The organism is Halomonas sp., from assembly GCF_052095695.1.
Lineage (GTDB): Bacteria > Pseudomonadota > Gammaproteobacteria > Pseudomonadales > Halomonadaceae > Vreelandella.
On the sequence record NZ_JBQDLQ010000034.1, the window covers coordinates 1 to 25,757 of the forward strand.

Annotated in this window: 22 protein-coding genes; 12 read left to right on the forward strand and 10 right to left on the reverse strand. The window is 53.1% G+C overall.

From position 1 onward, the window contains the following. Window positions 1–205: 205 nt before the first annotated feature. The 6 genes from ACTH5D_RS08765 to ACTH5D_RS08790 form a co-directional block, all read right to left on the reverse strand. Window positions 206–1,198, reverse strand: coding sequence for an adenosine deaminase (locus ACTH5D_RS08765; RefSeq protein WP_441670287.1), 993 nt, complete (start codon window positions 1,196–1,198; stop codon window positions 206–208). Between the two features lie 25 nt (window positions 1,199–1,223). After that, window positions 1,224–2,936, reverse strand: a complete 1,713-nt coding sequence (gene cydC, locus ACTH5D_RS08770) for a thiol reductant ABC exporter subunit CydC (RefSeq protein ID WP_441670289.1) — start codon at window positions 2,934–2,936, stop codon at window positions 1,224–1,226. Continuing rightward, entirely contained in the window at window positions 2,933–4,600 is a 1,668-nt protein-coding gene (cydD, locus tag ACTH5D_RS08775; RefSeq protein WP_441670341.1) for a thiol reductant ABC exporter subunit CydD, read from the reverse strand. The genes cydC and cydD overlap by 4 nt, the downstream gene beginning before the upstream one ends. A 4-nt stretch (window positions 4,601–4,604) precedes the next feature. Beyond that, complete coding sequence (cydB, locus tag ACTH5D_RS08780; RefSeq protein ID WP_441670291.1) at window positions 4,605–5,606, reverse strand: cytochrome d ubiquinol oxidase subunit II; 1,002 nt, start codon at window positions 5,604–5,606, stop codon at window positions 4,605–4,607. Between the two features lie 2 nt (window positions 5,607–5,608). Next, window positions 5,609–7,024 carry a cytochrome ubiquinol oxidase subunit I gene (locus ACTH5D_RS08785; RefSeq protein WP_441670293.1) on the reverse strand — a complete coding sequence of 472 codons (1,416 nt, stop codon included), beginning with the start codon at window positions 7,022–7,024 and terminating at the stop codon, window positions 5,609–5,611. A 226-nt stretch (window positions 7,025–7,250) separates the two neighbouring features. Continuing rightward, entirely contained in the window at window positions 7,251–8,228 is a 978-nt protein-coding gene (locus ACTH5D_RS08790) for a calcium/sodium antiporter (protein ID WP_441670295.1), read from the reverse strand. A 416-nt stretch (window positions 8,229–8,644) separates the two neighbouring features. Between ACTH5D_RS08790 and ACTH5D_RS08795 the strand changes: the two genes are divergently transcribed. From ACTH5D_RS08795 to ACTH5D_RS08830, 8 genes are all read left to right on the forward strand, one after another. Next, window positions 8,645–10,018 (forward strand): PqiA/YebS family transporter subunit, encoded by a 1,374-nt coding sequence (locus tag ACTH5D_RS08795; protein ID WP_441670297.1) that lies wholly within the window; start codon window positions 8,645–8,647, stop codon window positions 10,016–10,018. Beyond that, window positions 10,011–11,708: an intermembrane transport protein PqiB gene (gene pqiB / locus ACTH5D_RS08800; RefSeq protein ID WP_441670299.1), complete on the forward strand. Its 1,698-nt coding sequence runs from the start codon at window positions 10,011–10,013 to the stop codon at window positions 11,706–11,708. Before ACTH5D_RS08795 ends, pqiB begins: the two co-directional genes overlap by 8 nt. A gap of 10 nt (window positions 11,709–11,718) precedes the next feature. After that, window positions 11,719–12,324 (forward strand): PqiC family protein, encoded by a 606-nt coding sequence (locus tag ACTH5D_RS08805; protein WP_441670301.1) that lies wholly within the window; start codon window positions 11,719–11,721, stop codon window positions 12,322–12,324. Between the two features lie 319 nt (window positions 12,325–12,643). After that, window positions 12,644–13,903 carry a DEAD/DEAH box helicase gene (locus ACTH5D_RS08810; protein ID WP_441670303.1) on the forward strand — a complete coding sequence of 420 codons (1,260 nt, stop codon included), beginning with the start codon at window positions 12,644–12,646 and terminating at the stop codon, window positions 13,901–13,903. 106 nt (window positions 13,904–14,009) lie between these two features. Beyond that, on the forward strand, window positions 14,010–14,513 hold the full coding sequence (locus ACTH5D_RS08815) for a hypothetical protein (protein ID WP_441670305.1): 504 nt from the start codon (window positions 14,010–14,012) through the stop codon (window positions 14,511–14,513). A gap of 7 nt (window positions 14,514–14,520) precedes the next feature. Then, complete coding sequence (locus ACTH5D_RS08820; protein WP_441670307.1) at window positions 14,521–15,735, forward strand: MFS transporter; 1,215 nt, start codon at window positions 14,521–14,523, stop codon at window positions 15,733–15,735. 28 nt (window positions 15,736–15,763) lie between these two features. Then, the gene (locus ACTH5D_RS08825; protein WP_441670309.1) at window positions 15,764–16,840 is read left to right on the forward strand and encodes an asparaginase; all 1,077 of its coding nucleotides are present in this window, start codon (window positions 15,764–15,766) and stop codon (window positions 16,838–16,840) included. A 98-nt stretch (window positions 16,841–16,938) separates the two neighbouring features. Further along, entirely contained in the window at window positions 16,939–17,178 is a 240-nt protein-coding gene (locus ACTH5D_RS08830; protein WP_441670311.1) for a DUF2789 domain-containing protein, read from the forward strand. A gap of 8 nt (window positions 17,179–17,186) precedes the next feature. Here the strand turns inward: ACTH5D_RS08830 and ACTH5D_RS08835 are convergent, their stop codons facing one another. Continuing rightward, window positions 17,187–17,855, reverse strand: a complete 669-nt coding sequence (locus ACTH5D_RS08835; protein ID WP_441670313.1) for a TVP38/TMEM64 family protein — start codon at window positions 17,853–17,855, stop codon at window positions 17,187–17,189. Further along, window positions 17,848–18,264, reverse strand: a complete 417-nt coding sequence (locus tag ACTH5D_RS08840) for an SRPBCC family protein (RefSeq protein WP_441670315.1) — start codon at window positions 18,262–18,264, stop codon at window positions 17,848–17,850. The genes ACTH5D_RS08835 and ACTH5D_RS08840 overlap by 8 nt, the downstream gene beginning before the upstream one ends. Window positions 18,265–18,472: 208 nt before the next feature. Here ACTH5D_RS08840 and queC point away from each other — a divergent pair, with 208 nt between their 5' ends. Genes queC through ACTH5D_RS08860 form a run of 4 tightly spaced genes read left to right on the forward strand, consistent with a single transcriptional unit; the run spans window position 18,473 to window position 20,926 of the window. Next, window positions 18,473–19,183, forward strand: a complete 711-nt coding sequence (gene queC / locus ACTH5D_RS08845) for a 7-cyano-7-deazaguanine synthase QueC (protein ID WP_441670317.1) — start codon at window positions 18,473–18,475, stop codon at window positions 19,181–19,183. Then, window positions 19,183–19,827 carry a 7-carboxy-7-deazaguanine synthase gene (gene queE, locus ACTH5D_RS08850; protein WP_441670319.1) on the forward strand — a complete coding sequence of 215 codons (645 nt, stop codon included), beginning with the start codon at window positions 19,183–19,185 and terminating at the stop codon, window positions 19,825–19,827. Before queC ends, queE begins: the two co-directional genes overlap by 1 nt. Beyond that, complete coding sequence (locus tag ACTH5D_RS08855; protein ID WP_441670321.1) at window positions 19,827–20,672, forward strand: 6-pyruvoyl trahydropterin synthase family protein; 846 nt, start codon at window positions 19,827–19,829, stop codon at window positions 20,670–20,672. Before queE ends, ACTH5D_RS08855 begins: the two co-directional genes overlap by 1 nt. After that, on the forward strand, window positions 20,669–20,926 hold the full coding sequence (locus tag ACTH5D_RS08860; RefSeq protein WP_441670323.1) for a YkgJ family cysteine cluster protein: 258 nt from the start codon (window positions 20,669–20,671) through the stop codon (window positions 20,924–20,926). Before ACTH5D_RS08855 ends, ACTH5D_RS08860 begins: the two co-directional genes overlap by 4 nt. Window positions 20,927–20,943: 17 nt before the next feature. Here the strand turns inward: ACTH5D_RS08860 and ACTH5D_RS08865 are convergent, their stop codons facing one another. Together ACTH5D_RS08865 and ACTH5D_RS08870 are read right to left on the reverse strand one after the other, a co-directional pair. After that, window positions 20,944–24,843 carry an AAA family ATPase gene (locus ACTH5D_RS08865; RefSeq protein WP_441670325.1) on the reverse strand — a complete coding sequence of 1,300 codons (3,900 nt, stop codon included), beginning with the start codon at window positions 24,841–24,843 and terminating at the stop codon, window positions 20,944–20,946. A 30-nt stretch (window positions 24,844–24,873) separates the two neighbouring features. Next, window positions 24,874–25,530, reverse strand: coding sequence for a tRNA-(ms[2]io[6]A)-hydroxylase (locus ACTH5D_RS08870; RefSeq protein ID WP_441670327.1), 657 nt, complete (start codon window positions 25,528–25,530; stop codon window positions 24,874–24,876). Window positions 25,531–25,757 lie beyond the last annotated feature (227 nt).

Below are 25,757 nucleotides of genomic sequence, written 5' to 3' on the forward strand. Positions count from 1 at the left end.
CATCAGCAAGCGCCCACATGAATTACCTGATCAAATTGTTAAAGAGCGTTTCGCCGAGGCCGTGCCCCGTTGACGTGGGGCGTATACTACCCGATTTCCTACCCGGGTCAACAGTGAATCGCATATTTATTAGCAAAAACCTCGCATTGGACTCAACAGCAATTATGTCGGCGGCCAATGCCTCAACGCTTCAAAAGAGACAAACCTACAGGGCTGCTAAGCGTGCACGCAATTCCTCACGTCGATCATTAGTAACGAAGGCTTCATCAATAGCATTAAAGGTTAACTGCCGAAATACGGACTCATCCCAACCGAATGCTTCAGCGCAAGCCATATGATTCGATAGCATACCGCCACCAAAGTAGGCAGGATCATCTGAACTGATAGTGACTTTCAGCCCTTCCGCCAGCAGCTTCGGAAGCGGGTGATCACGTAGATCTTCAACCACTTTCAAACTGACATTGGAAAGCGGGCAAACCGTAAGAACAATCTGTTCGCGACGCAAACGCGCCACCACCTCATCGCTTTCTAAGCAACGCACTCCATGGTCTATGCGCTGAACATCGAGAATATCCAATGCCTCATTGATATACTCAGCCGGTCCCTCCTCACCCGCATGCGCCACGCGCACAAGACCTAACTCTTTCGCGCGATCAAAAAGATCGGCGAACTTTGCCGGCGGATTGTTGTGCTCTGCACTATCTAAACCAATGGCATCCAGCATTTTCCAATAAGGCGCTGCTTGCTCAAGCACTTGAAGCGCCTCCTCTGCAGGACGATCACGCAGAAAAGCCATGATCAAACCTACCGTAAGATCCAGCGCTTCTTCTGCCTCTTGCTTGGCCTTTAACAGTCCAGCCATCACGACTTCTAACGACACGCCGCGCTGAAGATGTGCCTGAGGGTCAAAATGCATATCAATATGGACAACGCCCTCGCCTCGCGCACGCTTAAAATAGTCCATGGCCAGATCGTAAAAGTCCTCCTCTTTGCGGAGCACGTTCATACCCTGAAAATAGAGAGCCAAGAACTCCTGCAGGTTGCTAAAAAGATAAGCATCTTTAGCCTCCTGCACTGTCGCATAAGGTAAATCAATGCCATTGCGCTGCGCAAAAGCAAACATTAGCTCCGGCTCAAGCGAGCCCTCGATGTGCAGATGAAGCTCTACTTTAGGAAGGTCACGTAAAAAATCATGCATTGCGGGCTCCTTACTATTGCGCGTGTTATATACTGCGTTCATCCATTTCAAGCAGCTTACCGGCGTCAAGGTACCAGTGGTACTCAACGCGGGGCAGCAGATCCAACGAGCCAACCTGATGAATAAAAAAGATAGCGCTTCGATTGACCAGCCACAGATCCAACGAGAGAGCAACATGTTGCGCAGTGGGTGCGTCGAGGCCTGCGAAGGGCTCGTCAAGGATGACCACGCTAGGGTCGCGTAGCATCAAGCGCGCCAATGCTACGCGTCGTGCCTGCCCGCCGGAAAGCTGCTGCCCTTTTTCGCCTACCGCTGTATCTAGCCCATCAGGAAGTTGACTCACCCAATCGTTCAGAGCAACAGCCTTTAGTACCTCATGAAGCATTGCATCGCTCGCGCTGGGGCTAGCAATACGCAAATTTTCTGCTAATGAGGCATCAAATAAATCCACCTGCTGCGTGAGCATAGCCAATTGACTTGCACGGCTCGCAGGCGATAGCTGGCACGCATGCACGCCGGCAATCATAATGTCGCCCTGCGTCGCTCTCAGGCGCCCCATCAACAGGCTGGCCAGTGAGGACTTTCCAGCTCCGGAGCTTCCAGTAATCACGGCACGCTTTCCAGCGGGCAGTTCAAAGCTAATATTGCTTAACGCCGGGATAAGTGATTGCGGATAGGTTATGGAAAGCTGATAAGCAGTGATGGTTAAACCTATGCCTTCGGGTAGCGTCACAGGTGAACCAATTGGCTCGCGACCAGCCGTTAATTTATTTAGCCGGCGCACTGCGGCGTAGCTAGCACCGAGCTTCATAAAGCTTACGGGCAAAGCAATAAACGCCTCATTAGCACCGAGTGCAATTAGCACCGCCATAACTAAAATAGGGCCCGTCACCCACTGCTGATGAAATGCCACACTTGCGAGCCACAAAACGCCTATCACCATTAATCCACTAGCGGCACCTACAAGGCAGTTGACCAAAGCTGTCCTACGACCTAAGGAACGCTGATTGCTAAATGCCTGCCGCTCCTGACGGGCAATAAGCGCCCGATGCCATTGTGAACTTTGATAACTAATTAACTCCGCGCAGGCCTGCACCTGATCGACAGTCAAGCGACGAAGAAGCTGCTGATCAACGACCTGCTGATAGCTTTTCGAAAAACCCCAGGTAGCCGCAAAAAATGTCACTATCAGCCAAAGCAAACTCAGCGTTATCGCCATTAGCAACGCAACGCTTGGCAACCATATAGCCACGAACAATGACACCGCCAATACGCTAAGCAACGCCACGACAGGGGGCACCAGAATGCGTAAATAAAAATTATCCAAGGTGTCGATATCAGCTGTTAAGCGACTCAGCCAATCACTCGCCCGCTCTGCGCGTAGGCGGGCATCGTCAAACCCTGTTAAATAGCCGAATACACGATAACGCAGATCAGCCAGCAGCGTTAGTACCGTATTGTGGTTATAGAGCCTCTCAACATAACGGGCAACGGTACGCACCAGCGCGAAGAAGCGAATCCCCCCACCGGGCACATAAACGTCTAGGCGCGCAGGAACACCCAGCGCAAAGGCGATACCGGTTAATGCACTCGCGGTAATAAACCAACCGGAGAGCCCCAGCAACGCCAGCCCAGCCATTAAGGTAATCCAAACGAGAAGAGAGCCGACTAAAAAGCGCCTACGCCGCTGTATTAAAAGCTGCAACCAGGGGCGAAAATCACGATAAATATTCATCATGAGCTCACCTTTTCCAGCAGGCCGTTTTTAAATACAAAATGTCGCTGAGCAGATTCAATCACCGCCGCATGATGGGTGGCAATCACGAGCGTACGCCCCTCTTTGGCTAGCGCTAGCAATGCTGCCAATACAAACTGCTCGGTCTCTACATCCAAACTCGTCGTAGGTTCATCTAATAACACTAGCGGGGCGTTACTGAGGTATACACGAGCGAGAGCCAAGCGCTGTGCCTGCCCCCCTGACAGGCCCACTCCACGCTCGCCAATCAGCGTATCCAGGCCTTTAGGCAACTGAGCGAAGAGAGAGCCCAAGCCTGCACGCTGCAGCGCAGCCAACATCTCATCAAGAGAAGCGTCTGGTGACGCTAAACGCAAGTTATCTTCTAGGCTGCCGTACAATAAGCATGGCCGCTGGTCTAACCAGGCATAACGGGCACTCTGCCAGCGCACCATACCCGCACTCGGTGCAACAAAGCCTGCGAGCAAAGCTAATAGCGTCGACTTTCCGCTTCCCGATGCGCCGCTAACAACCACCACATCGCCCTGCTGAATCGTTAAATCGATAGGCCCAACTACCTGGCCACGCCCGGGATAAGCAGCACAAGCAGCCGTTAGTTCGATAGCCAATGCGCCTGATAATGGCCTCGCATGTTCGTGGGCACCCACCATGTCAGGTACATTAAATATATTCACTATACTTTCAGCGGCGCCAAGAGCCGCTGCACGGTCATGGTAATGCTGTGAAAGCGTTCGCAAGGGTTGGAAAAACTCAGGGGCTAACAACAGTACGGCTAGGCCGGTAAACAGTGTCAAAGATGGTGAAGGCCCATATTCAATGTAGCCCAGCAGCCCGAACCCAACGTACATAGCCACAACAGCAATCGCGACGGAAGCAAAGAACTCAAGTACCGCTGAAGAGAGAAAGGCAAGGCGTAAAGTGCGCATACTCAGGCGTCGATAATCATCGGTGGCATACCAAACATCCTGCTGCACGACACCCGTACGACCAAATAGCTGTAGCGTTGTCATGCCGCGCACGCGGTCAATAAAATAGGCAGACAGTCGGGATACGGCGACAAATTGATCGCGATTAAGGCGCTCAGCCCCCATACCCACAAGCGCCATAAAAAGAGGAATTAACGGCGCTGAAAGGAGTAGAAAAATGGCCACTAAATAATCCAGCCACCCCACCACTATCAATATTATGAGAGGTAGAAAGAGGGTAATTAGCAGTTGGGGGTAAAATCGGGCGAAATAGCCTTCCAGGGCATCGATATGTTCAACCACCTGATTGGCTAGAGAACCGCTATGCTGACTAGTTAGCCATACAGGGCCTAATGCAGAAAGCTTGTCCAATAGCTGCGCTCTAGCTAGCTGGCGAATACGCAGACTGGCTTCCAAGCTCAGCGTTTCATAGCACCACTGACACAGTGCTCGCAGCATTACACAGCCAGCTAGCAAACCAAACACGGGCAGTAGTGTTAACGGCGAGCGATCCTGCACTACCAACTGCTCGATAAGCCATGCAAGCCCCACGACTAAAACGATAGTTTGGCTACCCGCCAGCACTCCGCAAAGCGCCGCACCGAGCAAGCGGTTGCGTTGCGTTAAAGCCAATTCTTTCAGCCAACTACGTGGCGTTAAGACTGCCACTTTCGCTACCATGTGCTCAGTGATATCCCTCACCTACACGTACCTTGCCGCGAAACACCCAGTACGTCCAGGCGGTATAAGCCAAGATGACAGGAATAACAAACACCACCCCCACCAGCAGGAACAGCTGAGACTCTGGAGCGGATGCGGCATCCCACAGCGTGTAATTGGGCGGCACGATAACCGGCCATTTGCTGACAATAAGGCCCAAGTAAGTAAAAAAGTAGATACCAATCGTGGCGAGAAAAGGGGCAAGTTCACGACGCTTTTGCACCGTGCGATAAACAATAAAGGAACACACCAGCGCCATCGCCGGAAATATCCAAATTAGCTGAATATTACCAAACCAACGCTCCCAAACACGTGGATTTACAAAGGGTGTCCAAAGGCTAATCACCGCAAATACGAACAGCACTAGCGCGAGTAACATAGGGGTGATTTTATACGCCCAGTCTTGAACGTGGCCTTCAGACTTCAGTAGCAGCCAAGTGGCGCCTAGCAATGCATAGCCTGCCATTAAGCCAAGGCCAGTCAACACAGAAAAAGGCGTCAGCCAATCAAATGCACCGCCAACATAGACGAAATCTTCAACCGGGAAGCCTTGAATATAGGCTCCGACCACGGCGCCCTGAGCAAAGGCCGCAATGGCCGATCCCCAGCAAAAAGCACGGTTCCACCAGTGCCGATTACGCCGTGCCTTGAAGCGAAACTCAAACGCAATGCCGCGAAATATCAAACCAGCCAGCATCAAGAAAACGCCAATATAAAGCGCTGGCAAGAACGCTGAATAAACCAACGGGAATGCGCCTAGCAGGCCAGTACCACCCAGTACTAGCCACGTTTCATTGCCGTCCCATATCGGCGCGACTGAATTCATCATTACATCGCGAGCATCTTCATCGGGCGCAAAGGGGTAGAGAATCCCCAACCCTAAATCAAACCCATCCATCAGCACATACATCATGATGCCGAAACCAATGATGAAGGCCCAGATTAACGTCAGATCAAACATTTCCATGCTCAGCTCCTCACCGGGTCAACATCATCGTCAAAAGGGGTATTCGCAGCAGATAGCGGCCGCATAGGACGATGGACATTCTTATCTGTCGTTTCACGATCGTTTTCCGGCAACATACCGTTGCGAACGACCCGCGTGAGATAATAAATCCCTGCATAGAAGACCACGGCGTATACCAGGATATAACCAATCAGTGAAAACAATGCCATGGAGCCGGTGAGTGACGGCGTTAAGCCCTCTGCATGCGTCATCATGCCGTAAACCAACCACGGAGCACGACCAGTCTCTGTCACTATCCAGCCCGCCAGCACCGCGATAAAAGGCAGGGAGATCATGCCGGTTAAAGCCTTTAAAAATAATCGCTGATCATAAATACGCCCGTTGCGACGCAACATCAGCCCTATCAGCGATACACCAATCATTAATAGCCCAATGCCGACCATGACTCGGAAAGCCCAAAACACAATAATCACAGGCGGCTGCTCTTCGACAGCCACTTCATTAAGGCCGGGTATTGCCCCGTCAAGCGAGTGCGTCAAAATAATACTGGCCAGGTTAGGAATACCAAGTTCAAAATTATTGGCTTGCGCCTCTTGGTCAGGAATAGCGAACAAAAGCAGCGGGACGTTAGTGGAAGTCTCCCAATGACCTTCCATAGCGGCGACTTTAGCAGGCTGATGCTCTAGGGTGTTTAAACCGTGGAAATCACCCACCATTGCTTGCGCTGGAGTTAAAAACAGCAGCAGCCAGAGACACATAGATAGCGCACGACGATTGGCCTCAGGGTCGCGACCACGCACCAAAAACCAAGCACTCACGCCGGCCACGACAAAGCCACCGGTAATAAACGACGCCAAGGCCATATGGGTAAAACGGTACGGAAAAGAGGGATTAAAAATTGCCTCAGACCAGGAAGTGATGTGGAATCGGTTGTCAATCAACTCTACGCCAGCCGGCGTATGCATCCAGCTATTGGCTGACAGTATCCAGAAAGCTGATATAAAGGTGCCCACCGCAACCATGATGGCCGCAAACAGGTGAACTCCTTGGGGAACTTTGCCTCGCCCAAACAGCAATATCCCTAGAAAAGCAGCTTCTAGGAAAAAGGCCGTCACGACTTCATAACTGAGCATGGGGCCTAAAAAGTTAGAGGCCGCCATCGAGAAATTACTCCAGTTCGTACCGAACTGAAACGACATTACGATGCCCGACACAACACCCATGCCGAAAACGACAGCAAAGACTTTCGTCCAGAATAGCGCCAAACGATCCCAGGCAGGATTATGCGTTTTGAAAAAAAGTCCCTGAAGCAGCGCGATATAGGAAGCGAGGCCGATGGTAAAGACCGGGAAGATAGTGTGGAAACAAATCACAAATGCAAACTGCAATCGTGATAACAATAGTGGATCAAGTTCCATGTCAATCTCCCAAAACCTGAATCGGCATCCCGTTGATGGGCTAACACAAGCTTAGTCGACAAAAGGCTTCTAGCTATACTCGCTAAGCTTATTTAGTTACTAATATGGCCTTTCTAAAGCGCCCTCTAAGGCAAACATTATATAACAGGTGCTACGCAGCCAAGATGGGTCGCATTGACGCACCGGACAGAATAGCACCACCTTTTTCTGTTTTATCAATGCCACCTTATCTAGACATCACCACAATACTTACCATATACCCGGTGTAAGCCACAAAAAGCGCCAGCAAGATACCGCCTTCCAATCGATTAATTCGACGCGGGCGCCCCCGCCACGAAAACGCAAAGAGGATCATAAGTAGCGTCATACACGTCATAACGCTCCAATCGCGCACCAACACCTCACGGCCTGTTTCAATGGGCGCGATCAAGCCAGCAATCCCGACCACTGCCAAGCTATTAAAAAGGTTAGAGCCCACAATGTTACCCAGCACCATATCGTGCTCTTTGCGGAGCAAAGCACTGATAGAGGATGCAAGCTCTGGCAAAGACGTGCCGACGGCCACAACGGTCAACCCAATAATCAAGTCGCTGACACCAAAGCGCACGGCAATTTCAACCGCACCCCACACTAGCAATCGCGAGCTTGCCACCAATAAAACGAGCCCTACTAGCGTCCACATGATGGACTTGCCGCGGGACATGGGCTTGCTTTCAAGGGTTTCTGTCACCTCAGCGACGAGCGCATCGTCGGACTGATTACGCGAACGAATGATGCTGACAACAATGAATACAACCAGTGCTAACAACAGGCATAGCGCTTCCCAGCGTGTCACCATGCCATCTAGCAACATCCACCCAGTGACGAGAGTACATAACATCAGCAGCGGCATTTCTTTGCGAATAACGCTGGAGTGCACTGCCAGCGGCGCAATAAGTGCCACAGAACCCAGCACTAAGCCAATATTGGCGATATTCGAGCCGTAGGCATTGCCCACCGCCAAGCCTGGATTACCTTGCATCGCAGCCAGCACCGATACCATCATTTCAGGTGCTGAGGTACCAAAGCCTATAACCAGCATGCCGATCAGCAGAGGTGAAAGCCCAAGCCAGCGCGACGCTGCCGCGGCGCCTTCAACAAATTTCTCGGCACTCCAAACTAGCAACGCCAACCCGAACACAACCGCTAACACTGGTAGCAACATTTCATTTCCTTATGGGCATAATGACAGGCACAATTTTCAGATGCAGTTTTAGGCGCTATTTTCAGGCAACATGGCTAAGCTTTCTATCAACGCACTACTATAAAGTGCTATGACAAAGTGCTATTTCCTAGCATCATGTTCAAATACTATTTCATGGGCTTTACGTTTAGATACGCAAACCCAAACAGACATTGTATAAAGCAGGAATGCAGTAGGCAGTGCGCATCCACTGTTACGTCGTTGATGATCCATCGCGAAGCAATTGACACATGCGTCGAGGCTCTGATCAAAGGCTTTTTCTTGGCTCTTTTTAGACGACATTTTAGCCAAGCAACATTGCTAAAACAGGTGCTTGACCGCCTAATGCGCCACATCCTAGTAGCTTTGCTACGAATACGCACTGAGAGTTTTGGCTTTTGCCCTCACAACGCTTTATTAAACGCCGCTCGTTGCCGGTTAACACTCCACTTGTTGACCTTTCGCCGCCTGAGACTAGAACTCAGCGTCGGCGCCTGCGCGCCTGCCATGAGTGCGACTGGGTATCGGCACTGCCGCCGCTAAGCTCAGGTGAAAAAGCCACCTGTCCACGCTGCTCGCACGTGCTTGTTAAACGCCATCGCTACCCAGCACAGCGCAGTATGGCATTAGCCTTAGCAGCACTCACCGCTCTTATTCTAGCGGTGTCATTTCCCTTTATTAGTTTCAGCGTCGGCGGCGTTAGCAACCGCATTGAACTATCGCAAACCGCGACTACGCTTATTGGCTTTCATCAACCCGTCGTCGCTATTGCCGTCATCATGACCATTGTCGTGCTCCCCGTCGTTTATTTACTTGGGGTGCTGTGGCTTCAGTTTGGTCTATTGCGCGACCACCCCCTACCCTTTAGCCGTGATATTGCGCGCTCACTATCGCATCTAACGCCCTGGATGATGGCCGATGTATTTATTATTGGCGCCCTGGTAAGCCTGATAAAAATAGCTGGCTTAGCCGATGTTTCTCTGGGCATTTCATTTTGGGCGTTTTGCGCATTTGCGCTGCTATTATTAATGACCACACAATCCATTGACGCCGACTGGATGTGGTTTTCTCTAGAAGGTGAGCCGCTCTCTCCCGACGGTACTCAAACAGGTATGCCCGCCGCTGGCCAAGGGTTAACCGGCTGCCCAACGTGCGGGCTTATCAACAGACTTTCAGGACGTGGTCGAGGGCACTGTGCCCGCTGCCATGAAAAGTTGCACCAGCGCTTGCCTCATAGTTTGCAGCGCACTTGGGCCCTGCTTGGCGCATCAGCCATAATGTATATTCCCGCTAACATCTACCCCATAATGACGACCACGAGCTTAGGGAATTCAACGCCTTCGACTATTATTGGCGGGGTCGTCCAGCTTATTCAAATGGGCTCTTGGCCTATAGCCGCGGTTATTTTCATTGCCAGTGTCATTGTTCCTATGGGCAAGCTGGGTGCGTTAACGTGGCTTTGCCTGGTCGTTAAACAAAGCAATGCGCTGAATGCCCAAAGCCGGACTCGGCTTTATCGGCTAACCGAATTTATTGGCCGTTGGTCGATGGTCGATGTCTTTGTTGTAGCTATTTTAGTTGCTTTGATCCGCGCAGGCTCTTTAATGTCGATTACACCGGGCCCTGCATCACTTGCTTTTGGCTCGGTGGTGGTATTAACCATGCTGGCCGCCATGACATTTGACCCACGCTTAATTTGGGATACGCCTGACCCAACTCGCCGCTCTCTTTTACGCCGTAAAACGGCCACCAAGGAACCTGTTGATGGCTAATGAAACACCGACAAATAACGATCAAAAAAGTACCGAGCCAACCGACGGCACGGATTTAAACAAGGCGAAGACATCGCGGCAAACGCGCCTCTCGCCAATTTGGGTCGTGCCCATTGTCGCTATCGCCATTGGCCTGTGGCTGGTTTACGACAACTATTCCAGTCGCGGCACCCTGGTAACGCTTACCATGGACAGCGCTGAGGGCATCGAAGCAGGCAATACGCTGATTCGCAGCCGCAATGTTGAAATTGGCCGCGTGCAGAGCGTAAGGCTATCCGACGACCTTTCACATGCGGTGATGACCGCACGCATTCAACCTGAAGTTGAAGACATGCTACGCCAAGATAGCCGCTTTTGGGTGGTCAAACCACGTATCGGCCGTGAAGGCATCAGCGGGCTAGGCACCGTACTGTCAGGTGCCTACATTCAGCTTGAGCCCGGCACCGATGAAGCGCCGCGCCGCGAATTCCCTGTCAGTGATACCCCCCCCGTCGCACCTGCCGGCCAAGCGGGCCTGCGTCTTAGTCTCAGTAGCCAACTAGGCAACTCGCTGAGAGTTGGCGACCCTGTGTCTTACCAGGGCTATACCGTCGGCCGTATCGAGGAAAATAGCTTTGAGCCTGAGTCGCGCACAATGCAACATAAGGTCTTTATCGAAGAACCCTATACACAGCTAGTCACCGACAGCACACGCTTTTGGACAACGAGCGGCGTGGATTTTCGCTTAGGCGCCGATGGCGTGCGCGTTAATGTTGAGTCAATTGAAACACTACTTGGCGGAGGCGTGACTTTTGGTGTTCCCGAAGACTTGCCCATGGGGCAGCCGGTTGAAGCCGATGCACACTTCATTTTATATGCCGATGAAGACACCGCACGAGAAGGCACGTTTAATCGCTACTTAGAGTATGTGCTGCTAGTAGACGAAACCGTACGCGGCCTTTCGAAGGGAGCGCCAGTTGAGTTTCGCGGTGTCCGCATGGGTACTGTCGCAGCCGTGCCTTGGAATTTTACCGCCCCTCAGCCAGATTCACGAGCGCGCTTTGCCATTCCTGTACTGATAAGAATTGAGCCTCAGCGCATGGGTATTGAGAATAATGATATTGATTTGGAAGAATGGGAAGCACGCTTTAATCGCATGTTTGCACTCGGCCTGCGCGCTTCGCTAAAAAGCGGCAGCCTTCTGACCGGCGCGCTTTTTGTCGACTTAAACTTCCAGCGTGACCTTAACGAAAGCTATGTTAGTGAAGAGTTCTCTGGTCGAAAAGTATTCCCAACAGTGGCTGGCGGCTTTGCACAAATACAGGCGCAGGTGACCGATTTACTCGATAAGCTCAACACACTGGAAGTAGAACCCCTGCTAACCGGCCTGGATCGTAATCTGCAAGCGTCTGAAAGCGTTCTCAACGAAGTTCGTGACGTTAGTGCCTCTATCAATCAGTTGCTTAACGACCCTGAAACCCAAGCCGTAGGCGGCAACCTCAACGCCACTCTTGAAGAGCTGCGTACCACACTGCAAGGGTTGTCCCCGTCTTCGCCCGCTTATCAGGATCTTACGACGGCCATTGAACGCCTCGACCGCTTGATGCGTGATTTGCAGCCCTTGACACGCACGCTGAGCGATAACCCAAGAGCACTTCTGTTTGATAATTTAGATACCCAAGATCCCATTCCGCGCGCACCACGCGACTAAGGAGCCAAATATGTTGATAGGGACAAGTAGGTTGACGTGGCTGAGGTGCCTACCGGCACTGCTGATTTGCCTTTTGGTGTCAGCGTGCGCCAGTAGCGTTTCGCCACCGGCCCGCTATATGCTGCCGAGCGATCAGGCGGTTATTGCATCAGGCCAGCCCAGCAATACACTGAGGCTGAGCGCTCCGCGACTCGCCCATTACCTAGATGTCGACGGCATCGTCATGCAGCTGGACGACATTACGCTGAACGCCGCGCGTAAACATCAGTGGGCTGAGGGCCTGGGTAGACAGCTTGAGCGCGGGCTGCGCGCTCGTTTAACTCAAGCACTGCCGACGGTCAGAGTAGTCCGTACCGAAGGTTCACAGTCAGACGCCCTCACGCTGCGCCTAGATATTGATCAGTTCCAAGGCCGCTTCGATGGTTTTGCCGTGACGAGTGGTCAGTGGCAGTTGCTGGATAGCCAGGGCAAGCTGCTGGTAATGGAAAACTTCTATGCACAAACAAAGCTTGAGGAAGACGGCTACCCTGCACTGGTTCGCGCCCTAGGCAATAGCTGGGATCAAGCCGCTGAGCTTATCGCCCAAGAGATACGCCAGGGCGGTTACGTCGACTGACCTGTGACATCGGGTCATCACGGATACTAGGCAGCTAAACAAGCTGCCTAGTTATAACCGTGTTACACTGCTCGGCTTATTACCGACACGTAAGTTTTCTGATGTGTCCGTGCACATCAATCCGCAGCGCTTCTCAGCGTTGTCGCTTTCATGTCACCTGTCACGGTCACACATGGCTAACCAACGACCATCGCTGCCCAGTGAATTATCTGACACACTTCGCTGCCGCGCTGGTGAATCAACCTCGCTTTTTGAACATTACATCTAGTGGCGCCCACTACTTACCAGTACTGACTCACTAGGTGGCTGCGGAGAACGCATGAGCTTTTCTGATCTTGGCCTGCACGCCGATTTGTTACGCGCTGTCACAGCGCAAGGTTACACCGAACCTACTCCCATTCAACGACAGGCTATACCTGTCGTATTAGAAGGTCGTGACATGCTAGCCAGCGCCCAAACGGGTACTGGCAAAACAGCTGGTTTTACACTTCCTATGCTGCAACGTCTTAACGACGGCAAACGTCCCGCAAAACGTCAGGTGCGGGCGCTAGTGCTAACACCGACACGCGAGCTTGCCGCTCAAGTAGGTGAAAGTGTTTCCACCTATGGCCAGCATCTTTCGCTGCGCTCACACATTATCTTTGGTGGCGTTGGCCAGCAGCCACAAATCGATGCGCTCAAAGCTGGTTTGGATGTGCTCATCGCCACGCCCGGCCGCCTGCTCGACTTACATCAGCAGGGGCACGTTGACCTGTCCGCTGTTGAAATTTTAGTGCTGGATGAAGCCGACCGCATGCTCGATATGGGCTTTATTCACGACATTAAACGCCTATTACGCTTAGTGCCTAAAAAACGCCAAAATTTACTTTTCTCGGCAACATTCTCTAACGAGATCCAAACGCTTGCTCAGCAGCTTCTGAACAACCCTGCGCTGATTGAAGTGGCACCTCGCAATACCACTGCCGAAAAAATTGAGCAAGCTATCTATCGCGTCGATCGCGAGAAAAAGCGCGAGCTGCTAGCCCATTTAATCCAGCAAAATGGCTGGTTCCAAGTACTCGTTTTCACACGTACCAAGCATGGCGCCAACCGCCTAGCCGAGCAGCTCTCTAAACAAGATATTCCTGCTATGGCTATCCATGGCAATAAAAGCCAAGGCGCCCGTACTCGCGCACTAACGGCGTTTAAGAGCGGCGACCTGCAGGTGCTGGTCGCGACCGATATCGCTGCGCGCGGCCTGGATATTAACGAGCTGCCTCACGTGGTCAATTTTGACTTGCCTAACGTGGCCGAAGATTACGTCCACCGTATTGGCCGTACGGGGCGCGCTGGCAGTAATGGCGAAGCTATTTCATTGGTATGTGTTGACGAAGACGCATTGCTGGGCAGCATCGAACGCCTGATCAAACAGACGCTGCCAAAGCATATTGAACCCGGATTTGAGCCTGATCCTAGTATCAAGGCTGAGCCGATCGAAAATGGCCGTCGTAACCAGCGTCAGCCGCGAGCTAAACGTAAACCCGAAGGCCAAAGTGCCAATGCCGGTGGTGGTGAACGTAAACGGCGTGCTCGTCGTTAATTGATACTGTCGGAATATGTAAAGGTTAACCCTTTGCATACTCCAAACTGCTGTTTTAGCATCTCTTTCCAGCCTTTTGGCGTGAACAATTTTTCATGGAGTGATTATGGCGTCATCCCACCTTATGGCAGACTACCGCCAATGGCTAATCTTTCAACGTCAAGAACAGCTCAGCCGTGAGCATCAAGGCATTGTGCAGCGTCTCGAAGATGCACGAGCTTCCGCTAAGCAGGTGATGCAGGCTTATCGCAGCATGGCTGAAAAGGCATCCATTGAAGGTGCCTGCTACCGCACACTGTTTTTACGTCAGCGTGACGACGATCATGCTTTGCCCTGCGAAGGCTGGCTGTTTGTGCGGCGCGTGCTCAGCGAAGGTAACAGCACTCGCGTTCGTGTCACCCTGCTGGAAACCTTCACTCTTGAAGATGGCATTATGGCGCCCGGTGATAAGCCTGCACGTAAGCTGACCTTAGAAATATTTGACCAGTTGCATATGGATAAGGGCATGAGCACTAGCGTTAGAGTGGATAGCCTGGACACCACGCAGGACTATCACTTCATTACACTACTTGATGCGGTTCGCGGGGACTTGCGCCCCCACCTCAAGTAGCTCGTCCATGGCTAATCGTCGTTCGATTACGTTTATTTTACTGATGGTAGCGGTGGGGCTGAATTTACGCCCCGCCATGTCATCGGTTGCCCCGTTATTAACTCGCCTGCAAGAAAGTGCAGGGCTTTCTGCTACTGCCGCGGGGTTGCTGACAACGCTTCCAGTGCTATGCCTAGGCCTTTCCGCCCCGCTTGCCCCTTTGCTAGCTAAACGCATTGGCAGCGAACGTACGCTAAGTGCCGCGCTACTATTACTTGCTGCAGGACTGATTTTGCGTGGCTTACCCGTTCCCGGTGCACTTTTTATCGGCTCAGCAATGGCTGGGAGCGCAATCGGCATTGGCGGCACGCTACTTCCTGCGTTGGTTAAGCGGGAACTTCCCGATAGCGCAGACCTGCTCACCGGCTTATACACCATGGCGCTGTGCCTAGGGGGAGCATTAGGGGCCGGGCTTAGCGTACCGCTAACGCAGTTGCTTGGCTGTTGGCAGGTAAGTTTAATGAGCTGGTCGCTACTGGCACTCTTTGCGCTCGCTTTGTGGCATTTTCAAATGCCCCGCTCTGCGCTGACAGTCTCCCCCACCACTCGCTCAAAAAGTGGCACATTACGCCTGCTTAAACAGCCGCTCACTTGGCACGTTATGCTGTTTATGGGATTACAGTCCTCCATGGCCTACATTGTTTTTGGCTGGCTGCCGACGCTGCTAGTTGATCGCGGCTATAACGAAGCCGATGCCGGCTGGACAATGGCCGTTTCCATTATGTGTCAGCTTGCCTCTGCTTTGGGCGCACCGTGGATTGCACGAATGGGCCGCGACCAACGCCCTGCGCTGCTGCTGGTCCTGCTGTGCACGGGTGTAGGCCTATGGATGTTACTGGTTGCACCGTTAATGTGGAAATGGCCTGGCGCGGCAATATTAGGCATTGGGCAAGGCGGCAGCTTTAGCCTTGCACTAAGCCTATTAGTGTTAAGAACCGCCAACTCACGTCTAGCCGGGCAGCTTTCGGGCCTCGTCCAGGGCGGCGGTTACACCTTAGCAGCCTTAGGCCCTTTTGGCGTGGGAGTATTGCTTCAAGCCGGTGCCAACACATCGACCATCGCCTGGCTGTTGATTGGACTCATCGGCGTTTGCTGCGCTTTTGCCCTGCTGGCAGGCCGCAACCATCGCTTAGACGATCAAACCGGCGAACTGCTAATACAGGGCGCTGGTCGCACCGGCTGATCGTCGATTTCCTACAATGCCTCAGGAGATGGCTATGGCCACCTACTCCCGTCTCGCAGACAACATCCCCCGTCAAGAACGCATTTTAGTTATCTACACCGGCGGAACCATAGGCATGCGTCAAGAGGCGCACGGGCTTGCACCCAGCGGCGATTTCAGCGTCCGCATGGACTCAGCTTTGGCCCAACTACCACTGGCAAAGCGCCAAGCCCTACCGTCCTATGAAGTCATCAGCTACGCCACCTTGATTGACTCAAGCGCGGCAACGCCACTTACCTGGCAACAGCTAGCCCGCGATATCAATGATCGGCTGATAGCCTACTCGGGTTTTGTGATTATTCACGGCACTGACACGTTGAGCTGGACGGCTGCTAGCCTTGCTTATCAGCTCCTAGGTTTAGATAGACCCGTGGTTCTCACCGGCTCTATGCTGCCGCTAGAAGCACCCGGCAGTGACGCACTGGACAATTTACACGGCGCGCTGCAGTTCGCCGCCAAGCCCGCATTACAAGAAGTGGCTATTTACTTTGCAGGACAGCTTTTGCGCGGCGTCCGCGCCATTAAGCACCACAGCCAAGCACTGACTGCATTTACGAGCCCAAACTATCCATTAATTGGCGAGCGCGTAGGCGACGATTTCGTTCATTACCCTAGCCGCGGGCTCGGCCTTCAGCAGCGCGGCGCGCCTCGTTTTGAATTACCTGACTACCATTTAGTCAACCGTGGAGAAATCGTACGCATTGCGCTTTGGCCAGGTATTTCAGCCTGGCAGTTGGGCGCATGGCTAAGCGATTCGCGAGTTAAGGGCGCGCTTCTGGAGCTATGGGGCGCTGGCAATCTGCCTGACGACCCGAGCTTGCTGAATGTGCTTGCCAAAGCCAGCGGTGAAGGCAAGCTATTAGCCGCTATTAGCCAGTGCCCACAAGGCAATATCCAACTGGGTACTTACGCGGCCGGACATGGGCTTAGCGATGCAGGCATCCTTTCAGGGGATGATATGACGCCCGAAGCCGGATTCACTAAGCTTGCGCATTTGCTAGCGCAGCCACTATCTCTAGACGATCAACGCCAGCGCTTTTTGACGCCCCTCGTCGGTGAGCGATAGCGCATTGATCGTTTGCACACTGGTTTAATTTGCACTGGCTTAAGGTGAGATTCACGCTATGGTGTAGAGTAACGCCCCCTTTGCAGGAGCAATAGATCATGGAAAAGCCGGTTCACCATTTCAGCGAGCTCTTCGAGCAGCTAGGCCTTGCATCTGATGCCGATTCCATCGAACGTTTTATTCAGCGTAATGCGCCACTGCCTGACACGATGGCCCTTGCCGAAGCGCCCTGCTGGAATGAAGGGCAAGCCGAGTTTCTGCAAGAAGCGGTCGCAGAGGATGCAGACTGGGCTGAGGTGGTCGACCACTTGGACGCCTCTATGCACAAATCCCACTGACGTATTCTCTAACGATTCACTTGCGCTGCTTCGATTCGACGCCTGAACCAAGCCCCTATTAGCAGCATTAATGCTAAGGCGATGAGCGGCAGCACGACATCAAACTGCAGCGCATTTTCTTCTTCAATAGCCTCTAACGCGCCGTAAATGGCGCTACTGTAAACACTCCATTTCACCGATAAGCCTAGCGCCGCCGCCAGCAGAAACGTTTTTAGCGAAATGCCTCGCAACCCGGCTGCAAAATTAATCACCGAGTGTGGAAAGCCTGGCAATATTCTCAGCGCCGTCTGAGTCATCACATCACTGCGTTGCTCTAGCGTCTGCATGACTTTTAACGTCAGCCCGCCGGGGTTCCAACGCTTGCCTGCCCGCGCCGCTATTTTATAAGCGCCCAATGCACCCACAACGCTACTTAGCGTCAACATCATAGTGGCCATTAACGGCGGGTAAAAGGGTGCAATCAGCCATAGGCCGATGCTGCCGGGCAACCCTATAGCTAAGGTTGCTGCCATAATCAGCATCACTGAAACGATCACCGCTGGGTGATGCGATGTTTGTGATGCCCACTGTTTAATCACCATCAGATCAGGCGAATACCATAACCACACATACGCCAGCATGGCACAGCATGCAAAGCCAAGCGCCCATCGCCACGGATGTCGCGGCGCTTTATTCATTCAGCCTTGCCTCTACGCGCTCAAGAATCTGCCGGCTTACTTTTCCGACCAGCGGCTTAGCGGCTTTATTCACGGCTTTTTCCATTAACCGATTGCGAATTTCATAGCTCAGCGTCAGCGCTACTTCAGTACCTTCGGGCACACTTTTAAGCTGATAGCGGCCCTGGTTCTTAACGCCGTCCAACGACTCCCAAGCGAGAACGTGCGGGGGGTGAATGTCAGTGACCTGCACATCAAATGTCCAGTCCATGCCTACGGCGCGAACGTGCCATCGATAGCGGTTCTCACCCAGCGTATCTATAGAGCGAATTAAATCTGAATAATCAGCAAAGTCTTCTACTCGGCGCAGCAGTTCAAACACACGCTCGGGTGATGCATTAACGATTTCACTGTGCTCAATAGTAGCCATTGGTTGCCCTCTAACAGCGTGGACGATTAGCGTAGCATGTTGGTATTAATGCTGCCCGCCAACCCTGCATTTCGCATAATGATGCGCTAAAACTGGTCAGTTTAACGGCGATTGCGTAAAATGCTGCCCTTCCGGACCGGACCCCGGAACGCCGCAGCCGCTAATCACGGCCCGCGATTAATAAATTCTCCGACAAAGAGCATTGCTTATGTCATCTACACCCCCAGTGGCTGCTGACAGCACCACGACCGTTGTTATCTATTCCGGCGGAATGGATTCTTACACCGTGCTTCATCGCGCGCTGCGTGAAGGGCTCAATGTCCATGCGCTGTCTTTCGACTATGGTCAGCGCCATGCTCGCGAGCTAGATACGGCCCGACAAGTTTGTAACGCGCTTGGGCTACCTCATCAAGTTGTCGATATTCGCGCCATTCATGGTTTGATCGATAATTCAGCTCTCACCAATCCAGACCAGACCATGCCTCAGGGCGACTACGCCGAAAACAACCTTCGCTCCACCGTCGTGCCCAATCGGAATATGATTTTGATCTCGTTGGCGATTGCCAAGGCGGTTAATATTGGCGCTGGGCGAGTCGACTATGGCGCCCATGGTGGCGATCATATTCTTTACCCCGACTGCCGCCCTGAGTTTGTTGACGCTATGAACCACGTAGCGGGCATTGCCAATTTCGAACCTGTACAGCTGCACGCTCCTTACCTTTCTTCCAGCAAGGCAGATATTCTGCGCGACGGTCTGGCCATGGGCTTAGATTATCGCCATACCTGGACATGCTATGAAGGTAGAGAACGGGCCTGTGGCGTTTGCGGCAGCTGCACTGAACGACTCACGGCCTTTGCCGCTAATGGCGTGACGGACCCACTACCCTACAGCGCAGATGTCGCAGCAGGTCAGCGCTGATGTATCACGTCAAAGAAGCCTTTTACACTCTCCAGGGAGAAGGCGCTCAGGCGGGCAGAGCGAGCGTATTTTGTCGCTTTAGCGGATGCAATCTTTGGTCAGGCCGAGAGGCCGATCGCGCAACGGCAAGATGCACGTTCTGCGATACCGATTTTATCGGTACTAACGGCCTAAATGGCGGAAAGTTTGCAGACGCAAATGCCCTCGCGGAACACATTGTAGCGCTGTGGCCCGAGCCAAATAATAAGGCGACTCCCTACGTGGTATTTACCGGTGGAGAGCCGTTGTTACAGCTTGACGAGGCGCTCATAGAAGCCCTGCACAGCCACCGCTTTGAAGTGGCGGTAGAAACCAACGGCACCCTAGCGCCACCGGCTGGTATCGACTGGCTATGCGTTAGCCCGAAAGGCAACAATCCGCTAGCCGTTACGCAAGGGGATGAGTTAAAGCTGGTTTTCCCTCAGACGGATGCACCTCCCGAGCAGTTTAGCGGCTTTAACTTTACTCACTTCTACCTACAGCCCATGGACCTTGCGCCGCTGAATAAAACCGCGCCTACCGTTGCCCAAGCGACGGCCTATTGCATGGCCAACCCCCAGTGGCGCCTATCGCTGCAAATACACAAATTAGCAGGTTTTGATTAATGTCCTTATTCGTTCAACAACTGACGCATATCGACGTCTCTCTTTGGTGCCCCACGCAAGGTTTGGTGGGCTGCAGCTGGCAAGTAGACGCTATACTCGATGGCGAGCTCGGCGAAGACGGCATGCTGTTTGATTTCGGTGAAGTAAAACCGTGGATTAAGCGCACGCTGGACAGCGGGTTAGACCACACTCTGCTAGTACCGACGCTTACACCCGGTGTAAGCGTTACGGACTGCGCGGAAGGCATCTGCGTTAATACTACCGCGCCTTATACGATGGAAGTCCGCGGCCCTAAGGAAGCATTTACCCTGCTGCCCTGGCCTGCCATCACCGTCCCCCGCATAGCCGAGCACTTAAGCCAGATACTTACCGAACGACGGCCTCCTAATGTTCATAGCGTTATGCTGACGCTAAGCGAAGAGGCCAATGATGGTGCCTCGTATGGCTATAGCCACGGCCTCAAACGCCATATCGGTAACTGTCAACGCATTGCTCACGGGCATCGTTCTAGGCTGTATATCTGGCAGCAAAATGAACGTCAGCCACAGCTTGAACAGCAATGGTCGGAGTGGTTGAATAACCGCTATTTACTCGAAGAGGCTGATATCGCCGCCCAGGATAACGAGCGCCTTACGTGCCGTTATCAGGCCGCTCAAGGCGATTTTGTCATTACGCTGCCTCAACAGCAGTGCGTAACATTGCCTGGCCCTACCACAGTGGAAAATATAGCGGCTTGGCTAGCGAAACAAATTGCCACGCAAAGCGGACAAGCGACGCGAGTCCAGGCATTTGAAGGTATTAACAAAGGCGCTATTGCTATGTCTACACCCAGCGTTACGCCATGAGCGAAGGATGCCGTGCGGGGTGCGGTGCCTGCTGCATCGCGCCTTCAATTAGCTCTTATATTCCCGGCATGCCGGCTGGCAAACCGGCGGGCGTAAGATGCGTGCAGTTGGATGAGCATAACCTGTGTCGCCTATTTGGCAATCCTAGCCGCCCCAGCGTTTGCGCACGCTTTAACTTTGACCCCAGCGTCTGTGGCGAGCACCGCGATGAGGCACTCGCCACACTGACCTGGTTAGAACAAAGTACCTGTTAAAGCGGCGAAGTTCGCCGCTAACTTTCTGCATCCACCGGAATAGCCGTGCGGCGGTCCAATAAGCTGACCCAGCGCGTCAGCACTGGCGCATCGCTGTGGCTGACCTCGCTCAATAACCGTCTAAAGCTGTCTTTAGCCTGCTGATCATTAGGTTCAATGTGCGTCAGCCATAGCTCTAAGGCCGCTAGTTCCTGATGACGATTGCCGTGCTCTCGAGACTGATTAATAGCCATTTGTGCAAGCGCCTTCACCTCATCAGCCGGGTAGCCAAGTAAGCCGCGAACTTTCGCCAACTGGGTGGCAAGCTCAGGTAAAAAGAGTGTTGTACGCTCACGGGCAATCACCAAGCACTGCTCAAGATAATCGTCTGCAGCGCTTAATTCACCTAGCTCAATACAGGCGTCAGAATACCAGAATGCCGGCCGCTGATAGCAGTCGCGCCCATTAAGCTCAGCCATTTGGTCCAAGCTGTCGCGAATATGCACTAAACCTGCTGCGTCTCCCACCAGCGCTCGCTGCCAGCCAAGAATGCTCTGTGCGGAAATTTGCCACAGCTGCAGGTCTGGGGTAGCCGTCATGGCGGCAGCGCGCTCGGCGTGACGCGCAGCTAAATGCACATGGCCTATTTGGCGGTACAGAGCCGCAGCGACGAGCAGAGCCATTGCCAACGTCCCCGGATGAGCAATCTTTTCAGCCAGGCGAATGGCGGCAGATACTTGGCGCTCGGCACGTTGATAATCGCCGCGCAAACAAAGTGCCCAGCCTTGAAAGCAGGCGGCTGATACCTGCGGATGATCTGAGAAAGGCAGCCACTCAATCATCATCTGCGCATTGAGGGGGTCAATTTCATCTAAATGATCGTGTGCCTGCTGAATACGCCCTGCCCAATACTCACAGTTAGCGCGTGCATAGTCTGCCAAACGGCGATAACGTGGGTCTTCAAGGCGTGCGGCAATATCAGTAAGCGTTGAAGCCAATGCAAACGCGTCCGCATGAGCATATCGTTGGCTTCGCCCTACCCACAGCCCCCACTTAACTAAGAATACCTGCTCTAAGTCTTCTGGATCTTCCAAGCTATCAATGCCTGATTCGCGCAGCAGCTCACGGGCGCGTACAAAGCTCTCATGGGCAATAGGCGAACCGTGACCTTCTAATGAAAACGCCGCTTGGCCACGTACGGTCAGTAGGCTCACTTCACGCTCTATTTCGTGATCTACGTGGCGTAAACTGGCCAAGCCAGCATCGGCCATACGCAGCGCAGTGCGGTTAGCACTCACTTTAAGCGCTTCCCGAGATGCCAATTCAAAATAGCGTGCGCCACGCGCATAGTGACCGCTACGACGGAGGTGCGTTGCAAAATCGCCGGGATGACGGCTAATCCACACCGGAAAGCGCTCCTCAATTAAGGTGACCACCTGTTGGTGTAGCTTGACACGCACATCACGCGGACAAGAGAGATAGGCCGCCTCCTGAAGCAGTTGATGGCTATACTGGTACTCGTGCACACCGCCGTCATTCTCGACCGGTTCGACAATTTCTAGCAGCCGCATATGTTCAAGCGCCTGACCAAGGCGCGCTTGATCCCAACCGCTGCATTCAAGTAGAAAGTCCAGCCTGAAGCGCTTGCCAAGCACGGCAGAGACATGGGCAATTTCGCGATCACCTTCTAGCTGATCAATCCGGCTAGCCAGCAGTCCCAACAACCCTTTGGGAAGCTCATCAAAATGGACGCTGCGCCCTTCTCGACGATCCATATCTAGGCGACGGCAAATCTCTTGCATATAAAGCGGCACGCCATCGCAGCGCTCTATAATTTGATTGCGCAGTCGCGGGCTGAGGTGGATTCGGTAGCGGCGTGAAAGCTGTGACAGCAGCCGCGATGATTGCAGCGCATCAAGATTGCCCAAGCTAATTTTCTGATCCCAATGCAGCTTCACCGGTAGAGCATCACGCCCATGGTGACTAGCAACCAGCATAAAAGCGGTATTAATAGGCAGACGTGCCTGTAGCCCGGAGAGCACTTTAAAAGAAGGTTCATCTAGCCACTGCAGATCATCGATCATCAGCACCAGCGTGCGCGTTTCTGCCTGGCGCTCAATTAAGCGATGCAGCAGCATGACAACTAGCTCTACGGCTTCACCGCTTTGCGCCAGTTGAGTAATCTCTTGCACTTTATGTACGCCCAGCGCCTGTTCCAACAAATGCTGACGATCAGCATCGAGAGGCTCTAATTCTAGCGTTATTTGTAGCGCCTGGATGATCTCTACACTTAACGGCTGCTTTAGATACCAGCTAACCAGCGTACGGGCGACGCCATAGGCATCAAGCGCTGACATACGCGTCGTGGGCTGCCAGCAGATAGCCGCATCGCGGCTAAGCTCCAGTTGCCGAAAGCCCACCATGAGCGCAGATTTACCCATCCCGGAGGGCCCGCGTACCAGCACGCTTTGACGCAGGCCAATACCGGCCCGGGCTAGCGCATCGCGCAGGGTGCGCAGTGCGGTTTCGCGACCGACTAAGCTGGGCGGCAGCGCATCGCGGCCACCTTCATTTTGCCCCAGCACCAGTGCGCGTAATCGCACACGGCCATCACTGGCCATCAAACGAGAGACTAATCGTGGCTGAAGGTCGAGTGCTGGCGGCATGTGCTGGCTCGCTTCATGAGAAATAACCAGTTCACTGCCTTCAGCCGCACTCATCAGCTCCAGCGACGTTTGCGTGACTTGGCCCAGCGGGTCAGCCAATTGGCGCTCGGGTAGATACACCACTCGCCCGCTGTGCAAACCAGCAGCCAGCTCAAATTGCGGTACGCTGCCTTCGCCCGCCCAGTGACGAACGATTTCTAACGGCAGCGCCTGACGGCAATGCTCATAAAGCGCGACTAATTCAGCCAACTGGTGTGCAGGCCCGTGGGTGCCAAAGCAGGCTAACCCTAAACCACCGGTCGCGCCAGGCAGCCAGAAACCGCCTAAGTGATGACACTGCTGCTCCAGCCAGCGCAATAGCTCTAGCTGTAGAGCGAGGCAGTTCCGCATCGCCGCACGGTCTTGCCAATCCCCTTTTAAGCGCAGCCGAATAGCCATGACCGAAAGCTGGCGAAGCTCTATTTCATCTTCACGCAGTGGTTTACTGTCAAGCGCCAGTGCACGAGAAAAAGCACCCTGAGGACTCATCAAGCGCGAGTCGTGATAGCCGTCAGACCAAAAGCTAGCCAACTGCACAAAGCTGGGTTCTGGCTGCTGCCCTGACAGCGCTAATAGCTGTAAATAGCTATTGTAGTGCTCATGAGCAGCGGCCATTTTGTTCTGCTCAGCCAACTGGCGAACCAAACGTTCGTGAAACGGGCCGTAGCCGGAAAACCGGCTCACCAGCGCTTCTAAAATAGCGCCCGGCAAATCAGCGTGGGCCTCCAGCACTTGCTCAGCAAAGCGAACCACGCGCTGGCGCCATTCATTACGTACCTGCACCAACCAGCGCTGAAACTCACTACAGCTGGACAACTGCAGCTCTTCAATCAAATCGCCTTGATAGCAACACATCAGTGCCTCGAGGGTGTCTAAATCTCGCGGCCCCTCAAGCAACTGCTGCAGGGTATGCAAATCCACCTGCCAGCTTGCCGGCAGTTGAAAGGCAATCGTTTGACGAGACACGCATAGCACCTGATCAGCGCTCTCACCAAGAGACTGACGCAAACAATGCAGCGCATGACGCAAATTGGTTCTACCGGAGGACAGCCCTTGGTCAGGCCACAAAAGCTCTGCTAGCGCCGCCCGATTAACCGGCTGGCGATGCAACAGCAGATAAACGAGCAAAGCTTTGACTTTGTCGTAGCTGAAATGGGTTAACGCATCCTCGCCTTGAGTGAGCGAAAAATGGCCGAAAAGAGTTAATTGATCAGTCTCACGAGCATCGCGCATGATAGACATCCTGCCTAGGCTAGTAGCGGCTTAAGCGGGCACACCGCTATGAAAACGAAAAGCCGTATCGGGCGAAGTAATCAGCTCCGCTTCACGCGCCACAAAAAAAGCGATTCGATCATCGATTGCATTCGATGTTTGTTGGCGAGCCAACATTAGATAATCTTCAAAATGACGACCTTCAGACTTCACCAGCGTGCGATAAAACCTGGCGAGCTCTTCATCTAAATAGGGGATTAAGCAAGCAAAGCGCTCGCAGCTACGTGCTTCAATCAATGCACCGATAATTAATATATCAATCAAACGCTCAGGGTCATTGCTGCGCAAACACCGCCGAAGCCCCTCAGCATAGCGGGAAGCCGTTAAATGCTGATACGCCACTCCTCTCGACTCCATCAGCGAAATCACTTGCTCAAAATGCAGCAGCTCTTCTCGCGCTAACTGCGACATTTTGCTCAGCAGCAGCGGTTGATCGACGTAGCGATAGAGCAGGCTCATTGCCGTCGATGCGGCTTTCTTTTCACACTGCGCATGGTCAATCAAGAGCGTCTCAGGATGTTCGATCGCCCATTGCAGCCACTCGACAGGCGTAGCGCAGGCTAGGAACTGACTGAGGCTTTCAGGCAGAAGATCATCGGCTCTAAGCCCATGAGAGGCGGCCTGCAAAGCACTTAACTGTATCGACATAACACAACCACCGACCCCACGTATCATTATGGTATAGCACATAAGCGCTTGGCGCTTAGTGCTCAGAGATTTACTTAGCACGCTTACTTGCATGACTAATACAGTAGAGAGCTTAAATACCCTCCATGCCTTTATTAGCGTATCAATAGCCTTTAGCAGCTCAACCCATGGTAACGCGCTGTAACCACAATCACACCCGCCAAACGCCTAGGCTGTCACCAAAAAAT